The organism is Sphingobacterium sp. UGAL515B_05 (assembly GCF_033097525.1).
GTDB lineage: Bacteria > Bacteroidota > Bacteroidia > Sphingobacteriales > Sphingobacteriaceae > Sphingobacterium.
This window is the reverse complement of record NZ_CP109907.1, coordinates 460,333-482,714: the sequence shown is the minus strand read 5'-3', so window position 1 is coordinate 482,714 and position 22,382 is coordinate 460,333. Positions and strand designations below refer to the sequence as shown.

The window sequence follows — 22,382 nt, the reverse complement described above, 5'->3', positions numbered from 1 at the left end:
TAAATTTTATATAAGCGTCATGTACTATCCTGATACTAAAGAAAAACTTGTCTTATGCTAAGATCGATTGGAAAAACTATCTATAAATTCGTTAATAATAACGGAAAATCAAGGCCGCGTTTAATATTCAAAAAATAAAAATTGACAATGGGAAATTATAGTCAAAGTATCCAGTTGGGGGTAACAAAGGACCGGGTCTTTAAAGCACTAACCGATGAAATACCATTTTGGTGGACAACCATGTTTGAGGGCTCTTCCAATAAGAAGGACGATAGATTTACAATTCGCTTTGGCGATCTTATTTACAAAGTGATGCAAGTGAAAGAGTTAAATGAAAATACAAAAGTTGTTTGGCATGTCGAAGATTCATTGATAGCCCTTCCCGAATTGAAAAATCAAAAAGAATGGATTGGCACAACGATCGTTTGGGACATCACTGAAAAAGAAAACGGAATTGTGTTGCAACTTGAACATATTGGCTTATCCCCTGAAATCGAATGTTATGCTATTTGTACAGATGGATGGCGACAATTTGTGAAAAGTTTAGAAGCATATATTGAAACAGGTAAAGGACAGCCTTTTTCGAATTGATCCTTGCTAGCAAATATAGCTTCTGTTAAGGTATTACTCTATTCGTAGTGGGCTGGATGTGACAACCAGGTTTCCGGAATGGATTTTTTACCATAATAAATATATAACTGTGAGCCTGCCCCTGGGGGCTCCAGTATCTGTTTCTCCTTCGAGATTAATGATCCCTAAATCATTACCGCTATAATTTTTCTTTCTCCAAAGATACCATAGGCTTGATTTGAAGCTGTCTATCACATATCCATTGGATCCCTGCTCATCTTTAGTTTTACGCCTGATGTCGTGTCGAATGACACGGTCGAAATAAAACCGCCTCACTGTGGAAAAATTGATTGGATCTGAATTCAATGGAACTAGAATAGCTATAATTTCTGGTAGAAGCTTTGTTAATTGTTTGATTAATTTATGAAAACAACAATTAAATTAATAATCTGATTAATGAAATATTTAAAATTATTTACGATATTTGAGTGAATTATAAAACTGCAAGAAAATAAAAATTAACATGCTTTCTGAACGACTGCTGGCCTATAAGACCTGTATCGATTTGTAAGATAAGTATTTCTAGAATTGAATAAAAACAATGGAATATTTTCGCCAACTTGGACACCATTCTAATGAAATCGTAAAATTCGCTGCCGCTAGCGGGATATTTTCCCTACTTTTAAAGTGTGGTAAAGTAATTCATTTTACACCGCAAGATCCAGAACATTTTAGATCATGGTTAATCGAAAAGAATATCGAAGATATTAAAAGTGGCAGACAGCAACAAGAATTTTCGGGAACTAACATATAACACTTTGAAAAGTAGGTAACATTTCGAAAAAAAGTAAAATCTGTGTTTTTTATAAAATACGTCAATTTGTACGATCAGATGAAAAAGACATTATCTCTATTGGTACTGCTAATTTGCATCGTTCTTAATAGCTTTGCCCAGGACAGTTCCATGTTGTGGAAAATTTCTGGTAATGGGCTGAAACAAGATTCTTATTTGTTCGGTACAATTCATATTTTGTGCCCAGATGATTTTGTAATCAAGCAAAAGAATTTAGATGCGCTTAATGCTAGTAAAAAGGTAGTATTTGAGGTCGATCTTTCTAAACCCGAAAATGCAAAATCTCTACAGGCATTTATGGTTTCGGATCCGAATTTTATAAAGTCATTTTCTGAGGACGATATCAAAAAGATGGACAGCGTGTTGATGGCACAGCAACTTTCAATCAAATTGTTGGATTATGTATCACCTGTTGCGGTTATCTCCTTGTTTTCGATGAAAGGATTTAATTGCCCGGATCCGACAAAGATGAAGTCTTATGAGGTTGAGCTCTCAGCACTTGCGACCAGCCAAGGAAAGGCAATAGGAGAGTTGGAGACACCTGATTTTCAATTTAATTTGCTGAAGGATCTCATTACACCCAAATTGTTCATGGAATCTGTTTTTCAGTTGGACGAATACCCTGCATTGACCGTCAAGATGGTTCAAGCTTATAAATCAGAGAATTTGGAAGAGTTGACAAAATTGCTCCAAGATCCAGTCTGGATGACGAAAGAACAAAAAGAAAAATTGTTAATTGGGAGGAATTTGAATTGGAGTAACCTGATACCTCCTATGATCAATGAAGAATCCTGTTTTATTGCCGTTGGCGCAGGGCATTTGGCCGGTGATCAGGGGCTGATTACCTTACTCCGAGAAAAGGGATTCAAAATGGAGGCTATAAAATAAATCTTATCTTAGTGGTTATTTAAAACTAAGAAAAAAATGGCATCCGAGCACAACAAAACAGTAGAGATATTGAAAACAGGTGGCAAGACATATTTGATTTTTGGAGTAAGTAGGGGATTAGGCAGAGCTATAGCGTTGAATTTGCCAAATGAGAACGATCTAATATTTGGTATTTCCAGGAATGAGCCAGATTATTTAAGAGCCAATTCAGAGATCCGATGGATTGCTACCGACCTATCCCAACCGAAAGAATCTTCGGAAACGATAAAAGCGATAATAGGAAATCAGCGGATTGATTATTTTATCTATAATGTTGGGATATGGGAAAAAGATGCATTTACGGAAGCGTATAATTTTGCAGATAGCAGCGCCTCCGAAATAATAAACTTAATCAATACGAATATTACGTCTTGCATTTTAAATGTACAGTCGGTAATAGATAATTTAAGACAATCGTCCAACGCTAAGATTATATTGATTGGTTCTACTTGGGGTTTAGATAACCACAGTGGAAAAGAAGTTGCATTCTCTGCGACAAAGTTTGCATTACGTGGTGTTGTCCATTCCTTACGAGAAAACCTTAGAAAAGATAAAATAGGTGTTTCCATATTAAATTTGGGCTATTTAGCGACAGAATTTGATCATAGTGAAACAATAGAAAACGTTATTGTACAAACACAAGGTAATCTTATTCCCCTGCAAGATGTAATCCAGGCATTACGATTTATTATCTCTACTTCGGCGGCAAGCTGTGTAAAGGAAATTAATATGCCGGCAATGTGTGATATTAATCTATAACATTGCTTTTGATCCGCACTTCTTGCCGTTATAAATTTTTTGACATCGCGATAAATTTGCATTTGGTCAACGTATACATGCACTATATCAAAAAGATTGGTGCTTGAGCCGTCCAAAAGCTTCCTTTGTTGAAAAAACATGAGGAAACAAGTATTATGTGCAGTTATACTCAGCGGTTTTACTACGCTGGCTGCACATGCTCAAAATGCAGTATCGGGACAGGTTGCTGTGGATTATGTCCCACTATCAAATTATATTCGCCCTGAAGATAGTGTTAAGACAGGTTCAAAGAGCGATTTTAGGCGGATACAGTTTAACCTGGAAGTTCCACTATCCACCAAAATAGACTCTTCTGGCAATATAAAACGCTGGTCCTGGAAGATAGGGGCAGCTTATGCAAAGATGGAAAATAGAGGGTATGAAGAACCCTTATTCCCGACTGAAATGCTCAATGCAGAAATGGGACTTCAATACCTGACCTCATTAAGGAAAAATTGGTCTCTATTGACTTTCGCCTCCGTTGGGATTTATTCAGACCTCGTTAAAGTAAATGGTAAGGATGTACTGGGGCAGGGGGGAGTGCTTTTTATCAAAAAATTTAGACCGAATTTAGCTTTTGGTTTTGGCCCTGTGTTGAGCAATAGTTTTGGCGTGCCAATGATCTTACCTGGCTTGTATTTTGACTGGAAAACAAATGGAAAAGTGAAGTTCAATGTGAATTTCCCACAGGGTCTTTCCGCATCCTATCATCTCAATGAATTGGTTGATCTTCGTGCTGTCGTTAATCTAGATGGTATGACTGCAGAGCGAGAAAAAAATGGGAAATCTACTTTGGCTGGTTTCATGTTATTGACAGCTGGGCTTCAGCCTCAGTTCAATTTGGGCAAGAGCCTTAAACTTCAGCTGACCGGCGGAAGCACACTCGCCAGATTGTATGTAGAAAATGATAGATCGCTGAAAAGTTTATTCAAGAACAAAAGTCAGGCGGATCCCCGGTTTTCTCCAACCTTCTATACTTCCGTAGCACTTAAATGGAATATGCCTTGATCATCGGCTGAGGAGCTTCTTAAAAACAACATTTTGGAGAAGCTCCTCTCTTTTTGTTCGCGATATCGGTAATTCTTGTTCCTGTATATATACTCTCCCTCCAGTAATGATGTCAATGTGGTTTACATTGACTAGGTAGGATTTGTGAATGCGAAAAAAATGGTTGCCGGGTAATGCCTCTTCCAAAGCTAACATGGTTTGATGGATTGTAATTGTACGTTCTTTAAAGTGAAGTTTTGTATAATTTTGCATACTTTCCGCGTATAGAATATCTGTCCAGGAGATTTTAACAAAAGCATCCCCCTGTCTTACAAATAACATATTGTCATTCGGACTACTTTCCTGTAAGGGTTTGTTTCGCTGTACAAAAAGCTGATAAGCTTTGGTGCTGGCCTGATAGAAACGCTGGAAAATTATAGGTTTGAGGAGGTAATCAACAGCTTGAAGTCTGAATCCCTCCAAAGCATATTCTGAATAAGCTGTGATGAAGATACACAAAGGCGGGTTTTCAAGTGAGTCTAAAAAGTCTATACCATTGAGATAGGGCATATTAATATCTAAAAAAATAAGATCTATATCGCTCTGCTGTAACCTCGAAGTTGCAGCTAGTGCTGAAGGAAATGTTTCCACTAAATCCAAAAAATCGATCTGCTCGGTCATTTCGGCAATATGTTGCCGCAGCATAGGTTCATCGTCTACGATGATACATTTCATTTTAATTTCTTCCATTGTCAATAGTTAGCTGTTAAGATCGATAGTCAGTTGGATAGTAAAACTGTTGTCAAGTTTATGTAGTGTTAGCGAATAGTTGTTTTCATATTGCAGTTCCAGTCTTTTTTTTACATTTTCCAGCCCTATGCCCGAGTGTCCTGTCGAAGCTAATTGCGGATAGTCCTGATAACTGTTACTGATGTTAAATTGAAGTTTTCCATTTTCCTCAACACAGGAAAGCGCTATGCTTCCTTTTTGATTTGGAAGCCGGTTTACGTGTTTAAATGCGTTTTCGACAAAACAGATGAGCATCAATGGTGCAATATATAAATCCTTTGAAGATTGATTCCATGAACAGCTTACATCCAGTTCGTTACCCCACCGCATTTTTTCTATGGCTATAAAATCCTGTAAATATTGCAGTTCGCGTGTTAAAAGTACGAGCGGTTGGTTGCACTCATAGAGCTGATACCTCAGAATGTCCGAAAATTTCAGAAGCAAATAATCGGCCATTTCCACATTCTTTTTCATGAGAATATGAATATGGTTCAAGACATTAAACATAAAATGAGGATTGACCTGATCCTGCAAAAATTTCACCTGACTTTCAAGAAAATTCTGCTGCAATTGACCATGGATACGTTGAATATCGGCATGTTCCTGATAAAATCTAATTCCGCAGGCCGTACCATTGATCAGAAGGGAAGATGGAATTGCTTGATAGAAATGAGTGAGTATTAGCTCTGTCCGTTCATGGTTAGCTATTCCTTCTTTGGTGAGAATGAAATAGAAATCTATACTTCCAATTAAAATAGCTAAAATAACTACAAAAAGCACTGCTTTTAGTACAAAAGGTTTCATTTGTTGAGCCTTGATCGCTCGTGGTAGAACCCGGTCACTCAGCCACTGCGATACAATAATCGAAGAAGCCATGATTAGCGAGGTGTGCAGTAACGCCTGGAGCGAATCGAACTCGCCTTTTATTTGAATCCATACAGCAAACCCAAGAACGAACCAAAAAGAAATGAGAAAAAGATGTTTATTTAAATAGTTTTTTTTGAACATATGACGATTAAAAAAAATACCTTTGGAGCCTGATCCCTAGGTAGCTCCAAAGGTAAAACTTATTCATTGTTTTAGAAGATAAAGTAACCCAATCCAATAGAAAATGCCTGTGGTTTGGATTTAAAAGATTTATTAAGGTCAGAAAAACCGCGTTCATAACGAATATCAAGTGTAAATCGTTGAATATCGACTCCCAGACCGCCGGTAACTTGTAAGTTTGATTTATCAAAATGTTTCATTCCCTGTTGTATTGCTTTGAGAGGCGGCAAGTTGTCGTTTAGCGTATAGCTGTAAATTGCACCAGCTAATACCCGGAAATTGATGTCCTGATTTTGGTAGATTTTGTAGCCTGCAACGACGGGGATATCAATCGCATTCCATTTGAGTTTGCTTTCGGTTTGCCCTTGCGGTTTAAGTGCTGCTTTTCGTTTATTGAAAAGAGCTTCACCCTGGATATAGGCTCTTCCAAGATTAACCCTTGCCATACCCCCTATGTGTAATCCTATGGCATATTTGTCATCTAAGTCTGCTAATTCGGTGTTGAGTTTGTTGAGACTACTTCCCCCTTTAATACCCAATTGAATGAAAGGTTGCTCCTGAGCAAACAGTTTTTTGCTAAACATCATGGCAAATAATACGATGCATGATAAAATTGCTTTGTTATTCATTTTATATTGTTTTGATTTGTTCAAAAGAACGAAGGATCAATTCCTTGGCAAAATGTGTTTGACGAACGGCATTTTTGTAGTGACGAAGGTTAATATAGCGATGATTAGTCTGTCAAGATTTCTATTTATTTGTCAAGATTTCTTGCCTAAGCGTATTTTTTTTGGGATTGATGGGGAAAGGTCTATTGTTTTTTTTAACTTACAAGATAGATTTTGTTTGGTAAATTGTGTTGTATAAATAATCGATTTCATGAAAAATCCATTGAAGCTAACGTTTTCTTTTTCTTATCTGGTATGGCCCTTTTGTCTGCTTATACTAACATCCTGTTCTAAAGAGGGACTTAATTCACAAGGAGGTCTAATAGATCCCGGTTTTAAAGCTGTCAAATTACAAACCGGAATCAAGGAAAATGTAATTCCGATTAAAGCGGATTTATGGTATGTATCCTATGTCAAAGATGCCCTTACAGGAGAAATATTGAAAGATTCCACTGGAAAAAAGCTCAAGTTGGAGCGTACGGGCTCGATTGGGGTTGACGGCGGGTGGCTACAGTTGGAAAAAACAATTAATAACGAGCTTAAATTGACCTTATTGGAAAATTTTAGTGATCAGCCCAGGAATTTTGCCATTGGCATATTGTCAGCGGATAAAATGGATGAAGTGAATTTCATTCAAACTAGGGCTGATGGATATGAGTTGGTCAAAAAAGAAATCAAAGAAGTGAAAGAAAGCCGGAAAATCTTTGTCAGTACCGAAGGGTGTACTGCGATGACTCTGGTAAACAGCTCAAATCGGGAGCGAAAAGTCGATATCACTGCCATTTTTAAGGACGTAAAGTATAGTTCCGAATTCATAAGTGACAGCTACGGTGCTTTTGACTGGCTCAATAAAACAGACTCTACGATCTTCATGGATGAATTAATGGTAAATGGTGGAGTTCGCTGGCAAGGTAAAGTTCCTTACAGCAAAGGCAAAACTTTTGAAAATTATATTAAATCTGGAGATAAACAAGAATTGCTGCTCAAACCCAATGCCCAGATAACTGCGAGAGGTGAATTCAAATACCTCGAAAGAACTTGCAATTATATCTTCACGATCAAGAATAAAACATCTGGGCACGAATTCCAAGTGAAGGGTATCTGGAAGCAAAAGGTTCCGCTGACCCCACGGACTATTCTGGAATAAGATTGTTTATGAGGTTTTAAGCATAACAACAATATAATGACCTTTTTGTAATTCTCAGTAAATATAAAAGCCACATCAGACAATGTGGCTTTTTTGTGTTCTGCTTAATGGCTATACAATGTCTTATTTGACTTGTGTAATTGTTCCGTTAGTAACGCTTCCCCAATTTGTAAGACTTCCATAAACAATTAATTTAGACTTACTGTTGGCGAATTCTACCTTTCCGCTACCATTAATAGTCAAGTTACCGTATACGACAACTTCACCGTCAATAACCATCCTACCATTGATAAATGAAGTGGATTTGGATCCGACAGTTCCCTGAGAAAGTGAGCCTGTTACGCTCAATATGCCACTTCCGTTTACGGTAAAGGTTCCACCAATAACACCTGAGCCCACCAAATTCATTGTTGAATTGACGTTAATGTTTTGCTTCAAAGCGATTGAACCATACATATTGAATACACCGCTGTTGATGTTAACGGAATTTCCATTGATATTAAGTGTGCCACACCAGTTAAAATTCCGGTTGATATTAACGTTTGAAGCAAATGTTTTTGTATCCGAGTAGCTCGCTTCATTATTGACATTCAGGTCTGCTTGTGTATTTCCTGTGAAAGCTGGATAAGTACCATTACAGCTTGGAGTTGTTGGTTTCAGATCGATGAGTTTAAGAATTTTTAAGCCACCTTTTCCCGTTGCCACAAAAACATAGTTATCTCTACTGATCACAAAATTACTTGAACTGTTGTCAATGGCATTGAAGCTTGCACTACCGATATAGTTAAAGTTATTTTGTGTATCAAATTGATAGGCTGCGATACCAGCACCACCGTTGGCAACAAATACACGTTTGTCGTTTGTGGATACAGCATTGGTCACAATATCTTCCGGATCCATGTTGCTGTCATCAGGACTTACTGGAATACTAATGCGTTTATCCAGAGCTCCTGTATTTATATTATAAATACCCAAGCCCTGAGCGCCTTCAGCAGCTAAAAGATAATTGCTGTAAAAATCGATAGTACGCTTTGCTGAACTTGGATTTTGACCCACATTGATTGTTTTAACCGGATCAAGATTATTGGATACAACTTTTATCCCCTGTGTTCCTGAAAGCACATACACTTGATTCTGGTATGTTCTTACAGATAGGAGATCCGCAATAGTTACCGATTTTTCGATAGCGCCCGAAGATTTATTGATTTTAGAAATAGCACCCGCATTACCTGAAACAGCATACTGGCTTTCGTTGTTAAAAGTAACATCTGTTGCCACATAGCTTGGCAGACCTGTATAACGATAAGCATCGGTAGGTAAGCCATTCTGAAGCGGTAAAACAATAAGAACTGCAGGGGAGGTCATCTTTGCCAATACACCTTCATCTGCTGCTCCAGCTAAGAGTAGACTATTGCCATCAACTGCCAAGGAGCTAATGTCGATGTTCGGCAATTTAGCATTTACAATAAGACGTGGGTTATTAATATCTGAAATGTCGATGACATCGACACCACCAAGATAGCGATCGCCTTCGGTATTGTAACTTACATAAGCGTAGTTGCCCGAAACAGCAACATGGGTTGCCCGAAGCTTATTGCCTTCATAATCCGGAGGAGCGACTTGTGCGACCAATGCTAATGAGAAGTCTGGGTTTTGAGTGGCAGTTACTGTCGAACCATTGGCTGCTCGCTTACCGGATGCTAAAAGATTAGATAACGGCAATAAACCAGCATTTTGATGATCTAAACGTGCATTCAGTTGGCTCGCATTATTGTCGATAACAACAGACTGATTATTTTTAGGGTTATCAATGGTATCATTGTTTTTGTTACAGCTAATAATAGTGGTCAAACTCAATGCTAAAAGTGGCAGGTAAAATTTCTGTTTCATAATATTATATATCTATCACAAAAGTAAACCAAAAATCTTGTAGTTAAGTTTTGTTGCGGTTAATTTTTATAAAGCTGTAGTTGTTTTACTACTACATTTTATGTTGTATAAACTTCGGCTGAACACAAATTTTCCCATTGCATGTTCAACTAAATTTACTCGTATATAAAAGGGTCTGATATAAATCAGACCTTACTTTGGAGGATGGAACTCTTTGTTTCTCCTTGCGCTGTGGTTTACCCTTTTATATGGAGTTATTCCTTTTTTTAATTCTCATTTGAAGTTTAACATATAAAGCTGCTTAAAGGCAGACTTCTTTATCGCTGCTTGTTAGGCAAGTATTTCTTTTGGCTCAAATGTCATAAACTGCAAAGCTTTTGATGTGTGGCGTTGCTGTCGATTCAACGACATGAAAACGAATTTTAGATGTTTTGATTTTGTCAAACTTATGTATCCTTTTGTTGCCAACTGATTCGCCAGAAGCAATATTTACCCAATTATTATCGATCCAGGCGGCTACGGTGTATTTTCGAATACGCTCGCCACGCTGTATTACCTCACCAAAGATGACCTGATTTACAGTTTTAGGCATTTTCAGGTCTAGGGTAAAGTCTTTTGCTGCTTTGTTCTTAACGATTGCTATGGGATGGGATATGACATTAGTCAATGTTCTCCCAAACTCTGCTAGTCGATTAACATCCTCTTTTGGAACCAAGCCGCTCGTATCGACTACAATGCCCAATAACATGTTGGAATTTCTGCCTACACTGGTATAGTAGGAATCCACCAGTTGATCCACCGAAAGGAGCTTCTGTCCATTTTCCTTCCAGAACCAGCCACCTTGCCAACCGGTACGCATTGGGAAATCGGCTTCCCCCGGACACCATATTGCCCCATTTGGATTGCCGTTCAAACCATCGATAACAATAGTCCCCGTTGCTGATGTAGTGAAATCCGAACGGCTCCAATTGGGATATGGTGCTCTCCCTTCTTCATTGCCTATCCATCGGATTAAATTTTTGGCATCACTTGGACCTTGAAAAACGACAGCATCAGGCTGTAGTTTTTTTAGTAATGTAGCAATATCCGGTCCGCCATCTTTTATGGGCAGTACTCCGCCATCAAACCAGATTTCAAACAGCTTACCATAATTTGACCATAATTCGGAAAGCTGCGTTTTCACCACTTCATTGTATTGCTGTTGCGTAAGTGGGCCCCCGGGTTGAACTTTACCGGGATTGTTTACGTGCAAATATCCATTGGCGGAAGCGCTGGCATAGATGCCAGGTCTGATGCCATATTTTTGACAGGATTGGATAAAATCCTTTACGATATCGCCTTTTCCTGCTTTCCAAGGTGATTTGCTGATATTATAGTCATGTGCTTTGGTAGGCCATAAGCTGAATCCCGAACAATGCTTTGCAACGAGCACAGCATATTTTGCACCTGCAGCTTTGGCAGCCTTGATCCATTGATCAGTGTCCAATTTGCTAGGGTTAAAGACTGAGGCAGGAGGGTGCGAGCCCCATTCTTGCCATTTATAGTCGGGCACATAGTTCACAACATCGAAGTGAAAAATCACCCCGATCTCTGCTTCAGCCCATGCTACATGGGCCGGAGAAGGGATCACTTCCTTTTGTTGGGCGTTACACAGTAAGCCCAACAAAAGGAAGTGGATCATTAAAATATAGTTCTTCATTTTTATCATTGTTGTTGCCATCCTGTATTCTGTCCCAAAGCAGGGTTTAAACTGATTTCCTCTAACGGGATTGGAAATAAATACATTTTGTCATTCCATGATCTTTTTTCTAGTGCAGTGTAGATTCGAATATAAAAATCGCTATTGACCGTTATACCATTGACTTGTGCAGCTGGATATTTAGCTCTTAATGCAGGAGTAAGTTTCATTCCTAATATTGTTTCAGGACGTTCGATTCTTTTTCCTGCTTTCCAGCGTAACAGATCGTCAAACCTGAAACCTTCATCAGCGAGCTCGACTCTGCGTTCCCTTCTAATTTCGTCTATCAAAACCGGAACCTCTGGAAAGACCGAATTGGGATCTCTTTTTAGCGATGCAATAATCATATCTGGCATACCTACACGTCTTCGCAGCAGATTGATACTTTTGTCGATATCAGTTTGTTTGATATCACCCAGTTCGGCCTTGGCTTCGGCATAGATCAATAGTATTTCAGCGTATCGGAAGATAAAAAAGTCCAGAGTCGATTGATTGGCTTGCCACATAGCAGGGTCTGAGCTTCGTCCTTTAATCAACTGATACCCTGTATTGGCAGTGTTTGTTCCAATTCTGGGTAGATCAATAATGTCTTTCGATCCGTCGCTGTTTTGTAGTAATACAAAGCCTTTGGTTGCAATTGTCTGTTTGGCCCTTGGGTCACGATCCGCAAATTCATCCTCAGGTGTATTGTCTCCTTTATATTTTGTGCTAAGCGCGGTAGGTAGTCCATCTGAACAAAGATAATTTTGCACGAAATCTTTGCTGTAGCCTGTCCCTGTCTCACCCAAAGTCCTACTGATACCATTCATAAGGATGCTTTGAAGGTAACGTCTTCCAAGAATAGACTCGGTGTTGCCATTGAGTTCCTGTTGGATAAAGAGATTGTAGTAATCCGTTGTTGGATTTCCGGTAGAGTATAAGGAGTATTTATTTGATCCCATGATAAGTTCGGCAGCATTGAGCGCTTCGCGAAGATATTTTTCGCTCCCTTCGACACCAAAATATTTTCTTCGGGTTCCCTCCCATAGACATATACGGGCTTTTAGTGCTGCGGCTGCATATTTATGCAAGCGTCCGGCAGAAACGTTATCAGCAGGAATATTTTCGACAGCAAAATTCAGGTCGGCCAATACCGAATCCATGACGATATTACGAGGAGTTCTCGGCGCATAAAGCTCTTCACTTTTTTCCGTAAGATCCTTATTGTACCAGGCAACGTCTCCATAACGTTTGGAGAGCCCCCAATAAAAAAGAGCGCGAAAAAACCGAATTTCACCAGCATATTGATTTTTAATTGCTGCACTAGCTTCGGCATTGTTGTAGCGCTGTAAGAAATAATTTACATTACGGATATTTGTCCAGTTGTAACTGGCATCCGTATTGGGAACAACATATTGACCAGCTAAAAAAGCGTTTATACTACTTGGGACTTTATCATCTGACTGATTGTCCTGGATAAAATTTTGGGTAGGCAGCGAAGTATAAAACTGATTCGCATAGAGCATCAGGTCATTTTCATTCTTGAAGAAGGTTGGTTCGGTGATCGAGGACAAAGGTAACCTATCCAGATAGCTGTCTTTTTTACAAGAAGTAATAAACGCCAATGAACCAAGTATGAGTAGTGTTTTTAAAATTTTCATAATCTAAAAGCTAAATCTTATCAATTAAAATCCGAGTTGCAATCCAAATGCTACCGATTTACTCTGTGGAGCATCTTGAAAATTGAGGACTTCTGGATCGAAGGCATCAAATAAGCTCGTAAACGTTAGGAGATTCTGTCCTGAAATATACACGCGTGCACGACCGAGTTTGGCCTTTTCAGTCCATCTTTTAGGTAGTGAATAACCAAGCGTGAGTTGTTTCACCCGAAGGTATGCCGCGTTTTGAAGGTATTTTGTCTGTTGTTGTGAGTTTCCACCATTACCAAATCGTAGCCTCGGAAAATAAGCATCCCTGTTTTCTGGCGTCCAATAATCTGTTGCATAGACAAAAGGGACATTCCATTCGCTCGTAAATCCCCAGAAAGCACTATTGCTGATCCAGGTATCGCGCTTGCCTATACCTTGTAAGAAAGCCGAGAAATCAAAGTTTTTATAATTCAATCCCATGTTAAGGCCAAACGAATACCGAGGTGTAGAATTTCCGATAATTTTTCGGTCTCCTGGATTGCCGACTGTGTTGTTGCCAAAGTCGATCTTACCATCGTTATTTAAATCCGCATAGCGAATATCGCCTGGCCTCCAGGTGCCACCCCATACTTGGGTCTGTTTTGGCGCCGAATCGATCTCTTGCTGACTTTGAAAGTAACCCTGTGTTTCAAATCCCCATATTTCGCCGTCTAATTTCCCTTCATACCAGTTATTGAATATTTTGGTTGTATTCAGTGGATATTTCGTGAGCTTGGCATGATTGTCCGATAACGAAAGCATCACGTCATAGGAAAGGTCATCACCTATGCGATCATTCCAGCCTACACTAAGCTCCCATCCCTTCGTAACCAATGTACCTGCATTTTGGCTCGGAGCAGCTGTTCCCAGTACGGATGGGAGCGGAACTCCAGCGACAAGCATATCTCGTGTGCGCCTTTCGTAAACGTCAAAGCTACCTGTCAAGCGGTTTTTAAGTAAGGCGAAATCTAAGCCGAAATTGGTCGTCGCCGATTTTTCCCAGGTAAAGTTTGTACTCACTAGCCCTGGAGCGCCTACACTCACACCGGTTTGATTACCAAAAATATAGCCTACGCTATTGTTTACGGGCATTGTCGGTAGATAAGGATAGAAATTGGAAGCGGAATATAAATCATCACTATTGAAACCTTGGTTAGGCAATTCACCGTATGAACCTCTCAATTTTAAGTCATTGACAACATCCTTAATGCCTTCCATAAAGTTTTCTTCAGAAATCCGCCAACCTGCAGAAACGGAGGGAGTGAAGACATATCTTTTATCCGCAGAAAAACGGGAGGATCCGTCGTAACGACCATTTATTTCCAATAGGTATTTCTTATCGAAAATATAGTTCAATCTGAAAACTGTTCCAAAGAGTGCCCACTCGTTCTCGGCCCCAGTGACACTTGGTCGGGGATCATTATTTAGATTGATTGCCGGTTTGGTGGGGTCAACTAGATTATTTGCGAATATGCCTAATCGTTTGTAGCGGCTACTTTCTCGATTAATACCCACCATTGCTTTGAAATAATGTTTTTCGGCGAAGGTGTTTTCGTATGTTGCAAAAGCATTTAAGGCAAAGTAATTATGGTTATCTGTTGTTTCTGATACAGATGAAGGGTTTGTCCAAGGAAATGTTCCGAGCAGAATCCCATTCACACCATATTCCTTAAAAGGAATCTGATGGCTTTGTAGAAAGTTGTTGTAAGCATTCCACGTATAATCAGCAACGACCGAGACATGTTCTATAGGTTTGATTTTTACTCCTCCAGTCAGCCATAAATCATTAGAATATCGTTTTCTTTTTCCATTGTTGGCAGCTACAGCGAAAGGATTGGTAAAACTGCCTTGTCCTGAAAAGTTACCGTCAGGATGTCGAATTGGCATTGTCGGTCTCAAGTCTCCGGAGATCCATCCAGACGAGGTTCCACCGGTAACGACTCCGGCTGTTTCTTTATCGTCTATATGTGTGAGGGCGAAATTTCCTGTTAGGGTCAGCCAATCTGTAATTTCCGAGTTTACTTTCATCGATGGGTTCAAGCGTTGATACTTTTGACCAGCTTCTTTAAATAAGCCCTTTTGTTGTAGATATCCTAGGGAGGTGATCACCGAAGTTGCACCACGGCCTCCTTGTAATGATAGATTGTGTCGCTGCATCGGCGCCCATCCTGGATATTGTTCCTTAATCCAGTCTGTATTTCCAACATAACGATACTTGGCGGGATTGGAAGGGTCTACATACACCGGAAGGTTGTTGATCGGATCATTAAAATAGGCATTGGCAAGAACAGAATCTTGTTCTGTAAAAGATTCTGTTGCCGTGGTACCACCGTCTTGCCCATTTCGATTTGCCTGGCGGTGCATCCTAATGTAATCGATCGAATTGATGTATTTGGCCATTTTAGTAGGCCTGGAGACGGTATATTCTCCTGAATAATTGATCTGAGGATTTTGGCTTTTTGGATTTTTTGTCTGAATCAAGATGACACCATAGGCCGCTCTACCGCCATATATAGCTGCCGCAGCGGCATCTTTTAAAACGGTTACATTTTCCACATCCGAAGGATCAATAGAATTGGGATCACGTTGTACACCGTCTACTAAAATCAGGGGGCCTGCGGTACCGCCATTGATCGATCCTGTACCGCGGATGTTGAACTGAGAACCAGTTCCCGGTTTGCCATTGGCAGAGGTAATGTTTAAGTTTGGTACTAAGCCTTGCAACCCTTGACCCAAATTTGCAATTGGGCGATCTGCCAAACGTTTGGCACTCACGGTTGAAACTGCTCCGGTCAGATTCTCTTTCTTTTGGGTCCCAAATCCGACAACAACGACTTCCTCGAGGTTACTGTTTGCTGCCTTTAGAATAACATTGATTTCGTTTTTCCCCTGCGTGGATATTTCAGCTGTTGCATATCCAACGGAACTAATAATCAATAGGCTGTTTGATTCTGGTACAGTGAGGGAAAACTCCCCTTGGGCATTGGTACTTGTGCCGATGGCACTACCTTTTAAAAGAACATTTATACCAGGAAGAGCTTGCCCATTTTCATTCGTCACTCGCCCTCTGATTGTCCGTTTTTGAATGTTGTCATTGACGTTTTTAGCGATAGGCTGTATCGTTGGCTTGCGCCCTATCGCGATAGAGCGCCCCTTTATTTGATAATCCAACGATTTCTCAACTAAGAGTTCATCCAATAGAGAGATGATCGATTTATTGTTTGCACTGATCGTGATCGGTTTAATATTTTTCAGATCGTTCTCGTCATAAATGAACGTGTAACCCGACTGTCTACTGATTTCAATCAATATATTTTTCAGTTGTGCTTTATGCTGGTTGAGGTTGATGCGCTGCGCGCGAACATTTCCCATAGCCACCATAATGGAAGCCAATAATAGAACAAAGGTTAGTTTCATAGACAGGTGTGCCTTGTAAGATTTCAGGCATTGGTAATAATACCTTGGATGATCTTTTTTCATATTCTTTTAAGTTTAATAAACAATGCAGGTTGATACCTATACAATCCTTGGTTTCGGAGACCATATAAGTCAGATTTACATTGGCGGTTATAGGTTTTCGTTCCAGGTTTTGGCGGAACTAACACAATAATTGGTTTCGGATCTCTTCTCGAATGTCGAAGAAAAAGCTCTTTTGTCAGGTTATCGCATAGCTACAATCCTCCTTCCTTCTCGCGTGAATTTTACGTTTGACTTCAATTCAATTGCCTGCAACACTTCAGATAATTTAGCGTCTCTGGGGATAATGGCTGAAAACTTACGATCGCCATAGGGGCCCATGTCGACTTCAACATCATACCAACGTTCGATCTTTAGTGCATATTGGCTCAAAGGTTCCTCATGCAGTACATAAAGACCGTCCTTCCAGGCATAACTATCTTCAATACCGCTGGTTGTTATTTCAATAGCATCTTTTCCATTGACAATTGCCTGTTGCCCTGGACTTAAGAGGGCCTGATGTTTTGTCTTTATGTCTGTAACGCGCAGACTACCACTGACAAGTGTCGTGTATGAACGGCCATTGTCATTATAGGTATTGACGTTGAAGCTTGTTCCCAGCACTTCAATACGCTGCTGTGCTGTTTGTATGACAAATGGTTTGTGTACATTTTTGGTAACCTCCAGGTAGACTTCACCTGTCAGCTGGATTTGTCTTTCTTTACCAATAAAGGCTGCTGGATAAGTGATAGAAGATAAGGCATTCAACCATGCTTTGGTACCATCAGGCAGCACGACTTCAAATTGACCGGCAGCCGGTGTTGAAAGCCGGATTGTTTTTACATTCTCCGTTTCAATGATTGTCGTTCCATTATTGTATCCCAATGAGCCTTCTTTTGAGATAATGCTGCTATTTTTTCCGTCTAGAGCAATTGCTGGTTGTCCATCTATTGATAATAACGCTTTGTTTTTGCCAGGCGCAATGTCATCAACAAGCAATTCATGTTTGTTTTCTTGATTATTATTCCGTTGTAGATATAGTATTGTTCCAATTGTAAAAAAAGCGAGGAGGATTGCAGCAATTGCCATAATGTACCCTTTATTATAATAAGGCTGCTCTTTAGAGATTCCCTTTAATCTTTTTTGTAGTTCGATTACATCCGAAATTAGCTCCTTGTCAGATGGAATTTGGTCTTCACCTAGATTAAGATACCATTCTTCAACAAGCGCTTGTTCTCGTGTAGTACATTTCCCTTCTAGATATTTCTTAAGTAAGGACGGGCCATTTCCGTGCTCTTGGTTCATCATGATAATATAGTTGGTTACTTCTATATGACGGATGAGAAGGGGGGAAGGGGGGGGGGGGCGATTAGAAAATTTTACAAAAAAACAGTAAGCTTACCCAAAGCAGGCTTCCTAATTTACTGCGAAGCAGACGTAGGGCTTCTTTCATATAACTGCGAACGCTATGTTCTGATAGATTAAGTTTTTTTGCGATATCCTTGTGACTGAGATAGTGCTCCCTACTCAGTTCAAAGACCTCTCTTACGCGTGGGGAAAGCTTATTAAGCACACGATCTATTTGTTCCTGAAGCAATTTCTCCCTTAGGGAATGGTCTGTACCTCCGGTATGATATGTTGTAATAGGAGGTAACGAAGCCAAATACCTGGTTTTTGATTGTTCCTTGGCGATATGATCTATTACGCGGTAGCGTATGGCACTGTGGAGGTAGGCAGATATTTCTCCCTGGATAGCTAATGTATACCTGTTTTGCCAAATCGAAGCAAATAAGTCATGGACGATATCCTTAGCGGCTTCGCGATCGTGCAACTTATTGGTAGCGTGAAGATACAATAAGGCAAAATAAGTGTTATAAAGTTTCTGAAAGGCAAGAGAGTTCCCATTCTTTAGCTCTTGCAGCAGATCCCTTTCTTCTATTTTTTGCTTATTGTACATGATCAATGGACAATATTAGTAAACAATGCATAGTTGAGCAAATCTATTCAGCTTTTGTTTGCATGCACACGATTGCGTAATATTTGATCTCCCAACGCTTTCCGATAACTTGATTAGAAAACGTTTATTTCGGTTCTATACGGATGTGTATATTACTAGATTATGAAATGAAATTGATAATTTCGAAAATAGTTAAACCATTCAAAAGCTTGTAAATTATTTATATGAAAAGAATAATATGTTTTACCGTTGGATGTCTACTTTTCAGTGCTATTTATCTGCAAGGTTGCATGAATAGCGGAAATTCTATAAAACAGCGGGGAAATGAGCCAGCAGTCCCGATATCATCTAATTTTGATTCATTGGAGTATTATTCTATGGACATTGATTTATTTAAAATAGGTGAATTGGAGAACAAAAAGAATAAATCTGAGAAAGAGCGTCTTTTGTTATCAGTATTGGAAGATGATAAGTTGGATCTTTCCCTTTTATCTCATTTGAAGAATATAGGATATGTTAGAGGCTCACTGGATCAATCTCGCTATCGTGCTGTCGACTCACTATTTTTCTTAAAAACAAGAACAGATCATCTCGACACCTCTTGTATTTATGAATTTCGAGATATCCTTGTGTTCTATAAAAATAAGCAATGCATTGGGATCGCTAAGATCTGTTTTGATTGTAAGGCTATGGTTTCATGGAGCGACAAACCAAATTTTGCAGGTTTCGGTGATTGGGAAGATTACGATAAATTGCATCTTTTACTCAGGGGGAAATAAAATTTCACCTTTATAATTTCTTTATTTTCAGATTGTTCTAAGGTGTTTAGCCAAAATACCTAGTACAAATTATCGCTGAGTCAGCGGGCTGTTATCAATAGCGACAGTTGGAAAGTGTCAGTTGGGGGCTATCTTGTGAAATGTAGCTTTTTGTGTTGAATTAATTTTTAAGATAACGTTTTTTATATATTTTTAACAGCTCATAAAAAAACTGAATGTTAAATTCTGCGTCCTTATGTTCTGCTTGAACGATATTAAGGAATAAGCAGTAAGAAACGTTCAATTGATTTAAGAACAGTGTTACCTAAGCATTAGCTTTATGCAAGCTTAGCCGATATCTTATATACTAAAACTATTTAAAATGAAACAATGCATAAAAATCGCACTGATCGGACTATTCTTGACATTATCTATAAGCTCCTGTAGCGAAAGACTAAGTGGAAAGGACGAGTCGTCTTTTGACAGTTCCCGTAAAAAGGTAGAAGCGAAGCTGAATGACAAAGAAAAAGCGAACTTGGAAAAGGCCTTGCGAGTGGCACTATCCGAAGCGATGTGGCTCAAAATGAACGAACCTCAAAAATATAGTGAGGAATCAATAAATCGTATTTCGTTGGGTATGATCGATGGAAAATCTTATGGTGCAGTATTGGACCTGGCCGACGACATCCTTCAAAAACAACAGGAAAGGAAGATAGCTCATCTTCAAAATGAGATCGATAGTCTACAAAAACATAAAACTGAATTTGAACAGGTAAAGAAAGAGCTGGCTGTTTTTCAGTTGGAACCTATTGAACTTGGACTCGAAGATTTCTTTGGCGAACCTGTTCCCAGAATTATAGTGACTATGAAGTATATAGGTAAAAAGCCACTGAACGGAAGCCAGGGCTTTTCGTATGTGCTGAAAAAACGTTCTTCACAAACTATTATCAGCAATGAGCAGGCTGTTTTTGGCGAATCTGACAGTGTGCTCCAGCCAGGTGATTCTCGTGTCAATACGATAGTCTTCAATCAGCAAAAAAAAGATTATCCTAAACTCTGGAGCTTTCCTCGCTATCCCGTCAAAGGAATCAATCTGACAGATTATGATCTGGAATTAGTTGTGACGACGCAATCGATCAAATCGAATGACCGGGAGACAGTTCTTCCTGAAGGTAGTATAGCATTGATTGATGAAAACTTAAAAAAATTAGAAAAGGAAATTACTGAACTAAAGAAAGAGAAAATTAGCCTTGACGATTTGGAATTGACGTAATTTTTGACTATTGTAGGTAAAGTCTTACTCTTTACTTCAGCGGACTCATTGTTGTTTTACCCTCCAAAGGGGAATGATGACTTGGGGAAAGACAGCTTAATTTATTACTCCGGAAAATTTTCCATCAGCGGTAATGAGTTGAAAATTATACAGCACAATAAAACGGAAATATTTAAGAGGATCCGATAGTATCGTTTAGCTTATATTGTATTGGTAAGACCTGACAACCACGCGAATTGGAGATGAGAAGAAACAAGTAGGGCCCTGATATTAATATCAGGGCCCTACTTATTAGCACTTCTTTGAATGATTGTGAACAGCTTTGTCTGTCTATAATCTCGGCTAAAAAAGTGCAGTTACTTCTTGTCCCACCAGACTTTGGATAGGAACGAGTCACCATTTGTCATGCGTGCTGCAGCCTCTTTTAAATTTGCTGCGTTTAACTCAGTCTCTTCACTGGAATAAATAGCTCTACGCGGTATTTGTCCGTTGGTGGAGCCTGGGTTAGGACCGGGGGTTAATCGAGGATATCCTGTACGTCGCCATTCGGCAAAGGCTTCCATGTCCCGGCCAAATAGGTGAATCCATTTTTGTGTCGCTATTTTCTCCATTTTCTGTTCGTCAGTCAAGCCGCTTAGATTGAGCACTGGTTCGTATGCAGAGGGGATTGCTGTCATATTATATGGCGGAAGTGCCAGCGCAGCTTTGACCCCTTCTGTAAAGAACGTTTGGGCATTGGCAGGTGTAGCACCCCAGCCAAGAAGTGCAGCTTCAGCTTTGTAAAAACAGATATCCGAATACGTAAACGCATAGCTTGGGATCGGTGCAAATGAAAGGCTGAACCAAGTAGACTTATTCGCCGTTGAATAGTTGGCACGAATCAGTTGTGATAGCTGGTTATCGGTCAACGAAACCCCAATACCTTGATAGGTTGGAACTCCATTGCTAATGACCGGTTCGGCAAGTAAAGGGAGCCTTGGATCATTGTATTCTTTAAGTTTGTCAACCAGGGTATTAGCCAAATAACGTAGATCGGCACTTCCGGTAGTCATTTGACGTAAAATCGGGTTCTGGTTTTCAGCCTGAGCATCGTTGTAGGTCGGTACTGCGGCATTATCACTGTTGCTGGAGAATAGACCTATTGCAGAAGTCATGGCTTCGGTAACCGTTTTCTGGGCCAAAGAAGGATTGGCGTACCGCATGCGCATGCCGAGCTTTAATTTGAGCGAATTGCCAAATTTTTTCCATTTATCAATACTGCCTTTGTAAAAGAAATCTGAAGAGCCGTAGGACAGGTCGCCGCTTGTAAGCTTTGCCATAGCTGCATCGACCTTTTGAACCAGTGCCGGATAGATCTCTTCTTGTTTGTCAAATTTTGGCGTACGGTTAATTTCCTTATTGGATTTTGTGATCTCAGAGTAGGGGATGTCACCAAACAAATCTGTAAGGCGCTGATAGAGGTATGCTTCATAAAGTTCGGCGATAGCCAGTTTACTTCTTCCTTCTGCATTGTCTTCCTTGCCGCTCAATTCCTGTTTGATCTGAACGATATTGCGGAGCAAGGTGTAGTGCTGCGACCAAATAAGATTTTCGGGTCCTTCAAAATATCGAGAAACAGGCACTACCGGTCCCCCGGCCCAATGTTGGATCCAAGAGCCAAACTTGTTGTTGGGTAGTTCCCCAGATTCCTGAAAAGTACCATCACGTAGAATGCGGGCTATAAGTAAGGAAGGGTCTACAGTGGTGACCGATGTCGGCGGCGTATTGATCCGTTCGAAATCTTTGGTACATGAACCTAATCCTGCCACAGAAATAAGTCCGACGATGAATGTATTTTTAAATAGTTTCTTTTTCATG

The 22,382-nt window shown here is 39.7% G+C and carries 18 protein-coding genes; 8 read left to right on the top strand and 10 right to left on the bottom strand.

The annotated features are described in order from the left end of the window. Positions 1–147: 147 nt before the first annotated feature. From OK025_RS01890 to OK025_RS01870, 5 genes are all read left to right on the top strand, one after another. Positions 148–591, top strand: coding sequence for an SRPBCC domain-containing protein (locus OK025_RS01890; RefSeq protein ID WP_317668112.1), 444 nt, complete (start codon positions 148–150; stop codon positions 589–591). Positions 592–1,171: 580 nt separating this feature from the next. Beyond that, on the top strand, positions 1,172–1,384 hold the full coding sequence (locus OK025_RS01885; protein ID WP_317668111.1) for a hypothetical protein: 213 nt from the start codon (positions 1,172–1,174) through the stop codon (positions 1,382–1,384). Positions 1,385–1,462: 78 nt separating this feature from the next. Further along, on the top strand, positions 1,463–2,311 hold the full coding sequence (locus OK025_RS01880; protein ID WP_317668110.1) for a TraB/GumN family protein: 849 nt from the start codon (positions 1,463–1,465) through the stop codon (positions 2,309–2,311). Between the two features lie 36 nt (positions 2,312–2,347). After that, the gene (locus OK025_RS01875) at positions 2,348–3,109 is read left to right on the top strand and encodes an SDR family oxidoreductase (RefSeq protein WP_317668109.1); all 762 of its coding nucleotides are present in this window, start codon (positions 2,348–2,350) and stop codon (positions 3,107–3,109) included. Positions 3,110–3,247: 138 nt separating this feature from the next. Continuing rightward, positions 3,248–4,156, top strand: a complete 909-nt coding sequence (locus tag OK025_RS01870; protein ID WP_159729724.1) for a DUF6268 family outer membrane beta-barrel protein — start codon at positions 3,248–3,250, stop codon at positions 4,154–4,156. Here OK025_RS01870 and OK025_RS01865 read toward each other — a convergent pair whose 3' ends face one another. From OK025_RS01865 to OK025_RS01855, 3 genes are all read right to left on the bottom strand, one after another. Next, entirely contained in the window at positions 4,157–4,885 is a 729-nt protein-coding gene (locus OK025_RS01865) for a LytTR family DNA-binding domain-containing protein (RefSeq protein ID WP_317668108.1), read from the bottom strand. It abuts the gene before it with no gap. A gap of 9 nt (positions 4,886–4,894) precedes the next feature. Then, a complete protein-coding gene (locus OK025_RS01860; RefSeq protein ID WP_317668107.1) occupies positions 4,895–5,800 on the bottom strand; it encodes a sensor histidine kinase in 906 nt (301 codons plus the stop codon). A 203-nt stretch (positions 5,801–6,003) separates the two neighbouring features. Beyond that, entirely contained in the window at positions 6,004–6,600 is a 597-nt protein-coding gene (locus tag OK025_RS01855) for a porin family protein (protein WP_317668106.1), read from the bottom strand. 250 nt (positions 6,601–6,850) lie between these two features. Here OK025_RS01855 and OK025_RS01850 point away from each other — a divergent pair, with 250 nt between their 5' ends. Beyond that, positions 6,851–7,786, top strand: coding sequence for a hypothetical protein (locus tag OK025_RS01850; protein ID WP_317668105.1), 936 nt, complete (start codon positions 6,851–6,853; stop codon positions 7,784–7,786). Positions 7,787–7,909: 123 nt separating this feature from the next. Here the strand turns inward: OK025_RS01850 and OK025_RS01845 are convergent, their stop codons facing one another. From OK025_RS01845 to OK025_RS01820, 6 genes are all read right to left on the bottom strand, one after another. Beyond that, positions 7,910–9,676 carry a hypothetical protein gene (locus OK025_RS01845; protein ID WP_317668104.1) on the bottom strand — a complete coding sequence of 589 codons (1,767 nt, stop codon included), beginning with the start codon at positions 9,674–9,676 and terminating at the stop codon, positions 7,910–7,912. Between the two features lie 352 nt (positions 9,677–10,028). Further along, positions 10,029–11,375 carry an alpha-L-fucosidase gene (locus OK025_RS01840; protein ID WP_317668103.1) on the bottom strand — a complete coding sequence of 449 codons (1,347 nt, stop codon included), beginning with the start codon at positions 11,373–11,375 and terminating at the stop codon, positions 10,029–10,031. Positions 11,376–11,380: 5 nt separating this feature from the next. Then, on the bottom strand, positions 11,381–13,054 hold the full coding sequence (locus tag OK025_RS01835) for a RagB/SusD family nutrient uptake outer membrane protein (RefSeq protein WP_159729700.1): 1,674 nt from the start codon (positions 13,052–13,054) through the stop codon (positions 11,381–11,383). A 24-nt stretch (positions 13,055–13,078) separates the two neighbouring features. Further along, the gene (locus OK025_RS01830; protein WP_317668102.1) at positions 13,079–16,561 is read right to left on the bottom strand and encodes a TonB-dependent receptor; all 3,483 of its coding nucleotides are present in this window, start codon (positions 16,559–16,561) and stop codon (positions 13,079–13,081) included. Positions 16,562–16,741: 180 nt separating this feature from the next. Next, positions 16,742–17,845, bottom strand: a complete 1,104-nt coding sequence (locus tag OK025_RS01825; RefSeq protein ID WP_317668101.1) for a FecR family protein — start codon at positions 17,843–17,845, stop codon at positions 16,742–16,744. Between the two features lie 61 nt (positions 17,846–17,906). Further along, a complete protein-coding gene (locus OK025_RS01820; protein ID WP_317668100.1) occupies positions 17,907–18,494 on the bottom strand; it encodes an RNA polymerase sigma-70 factor in 588 nt (195 codons plus the stop codon). A gap of 224 nt (positions 18,495–18,718) precedes the next feature. Between OK025_RS01820 and OK025_RS01815 the strand changes: the two genes are divergently transcribed. Further along, positions 18,719–19,273 carry a hypothetical protein gene (locus tag OK025_RS01815; RefSeq protein ID WP_317668099.1) on the top strand — a complete coding sequence of 185 codons (555 nt, stop codon included), beginning with the start codon at positions 18,719–18,721 and terminating at the stop codon, positions 19,271–19,273. Positions 19,274–19,634: 361 nt separating this feature from the next. After that, positions 19,635–20,525 (top strand): hypothetical protein, encoded by an 891-nt coding sequence (locus tag OK025_RS01810; RefSeq protein ID WP_317668098.1) that lies wholly within the window; start codon positions 19,635–19,637, stop codon positions 20,523–20,525. A 356-nt stretch (positions 20,526–20,881) separates the two neighbouring features. Here the strand turns inward: OK025_RS01810 and OK025_RS01805 are convergent, their stop codons facing one another. After that, positions 20,882–22,381, bottom strand: a complete 1,500-nt coding sequence (locus tag OK025_RS01805; protein WP_317668097.1) for a SusD/RagB family nutrient-binding outer membrane lipoprotein — start codon at positions 22,379–22,381, stop codon at positions 20,882–20,884. Between the last annotated feature and the right edge of the window lies 1 nt (position 22,382).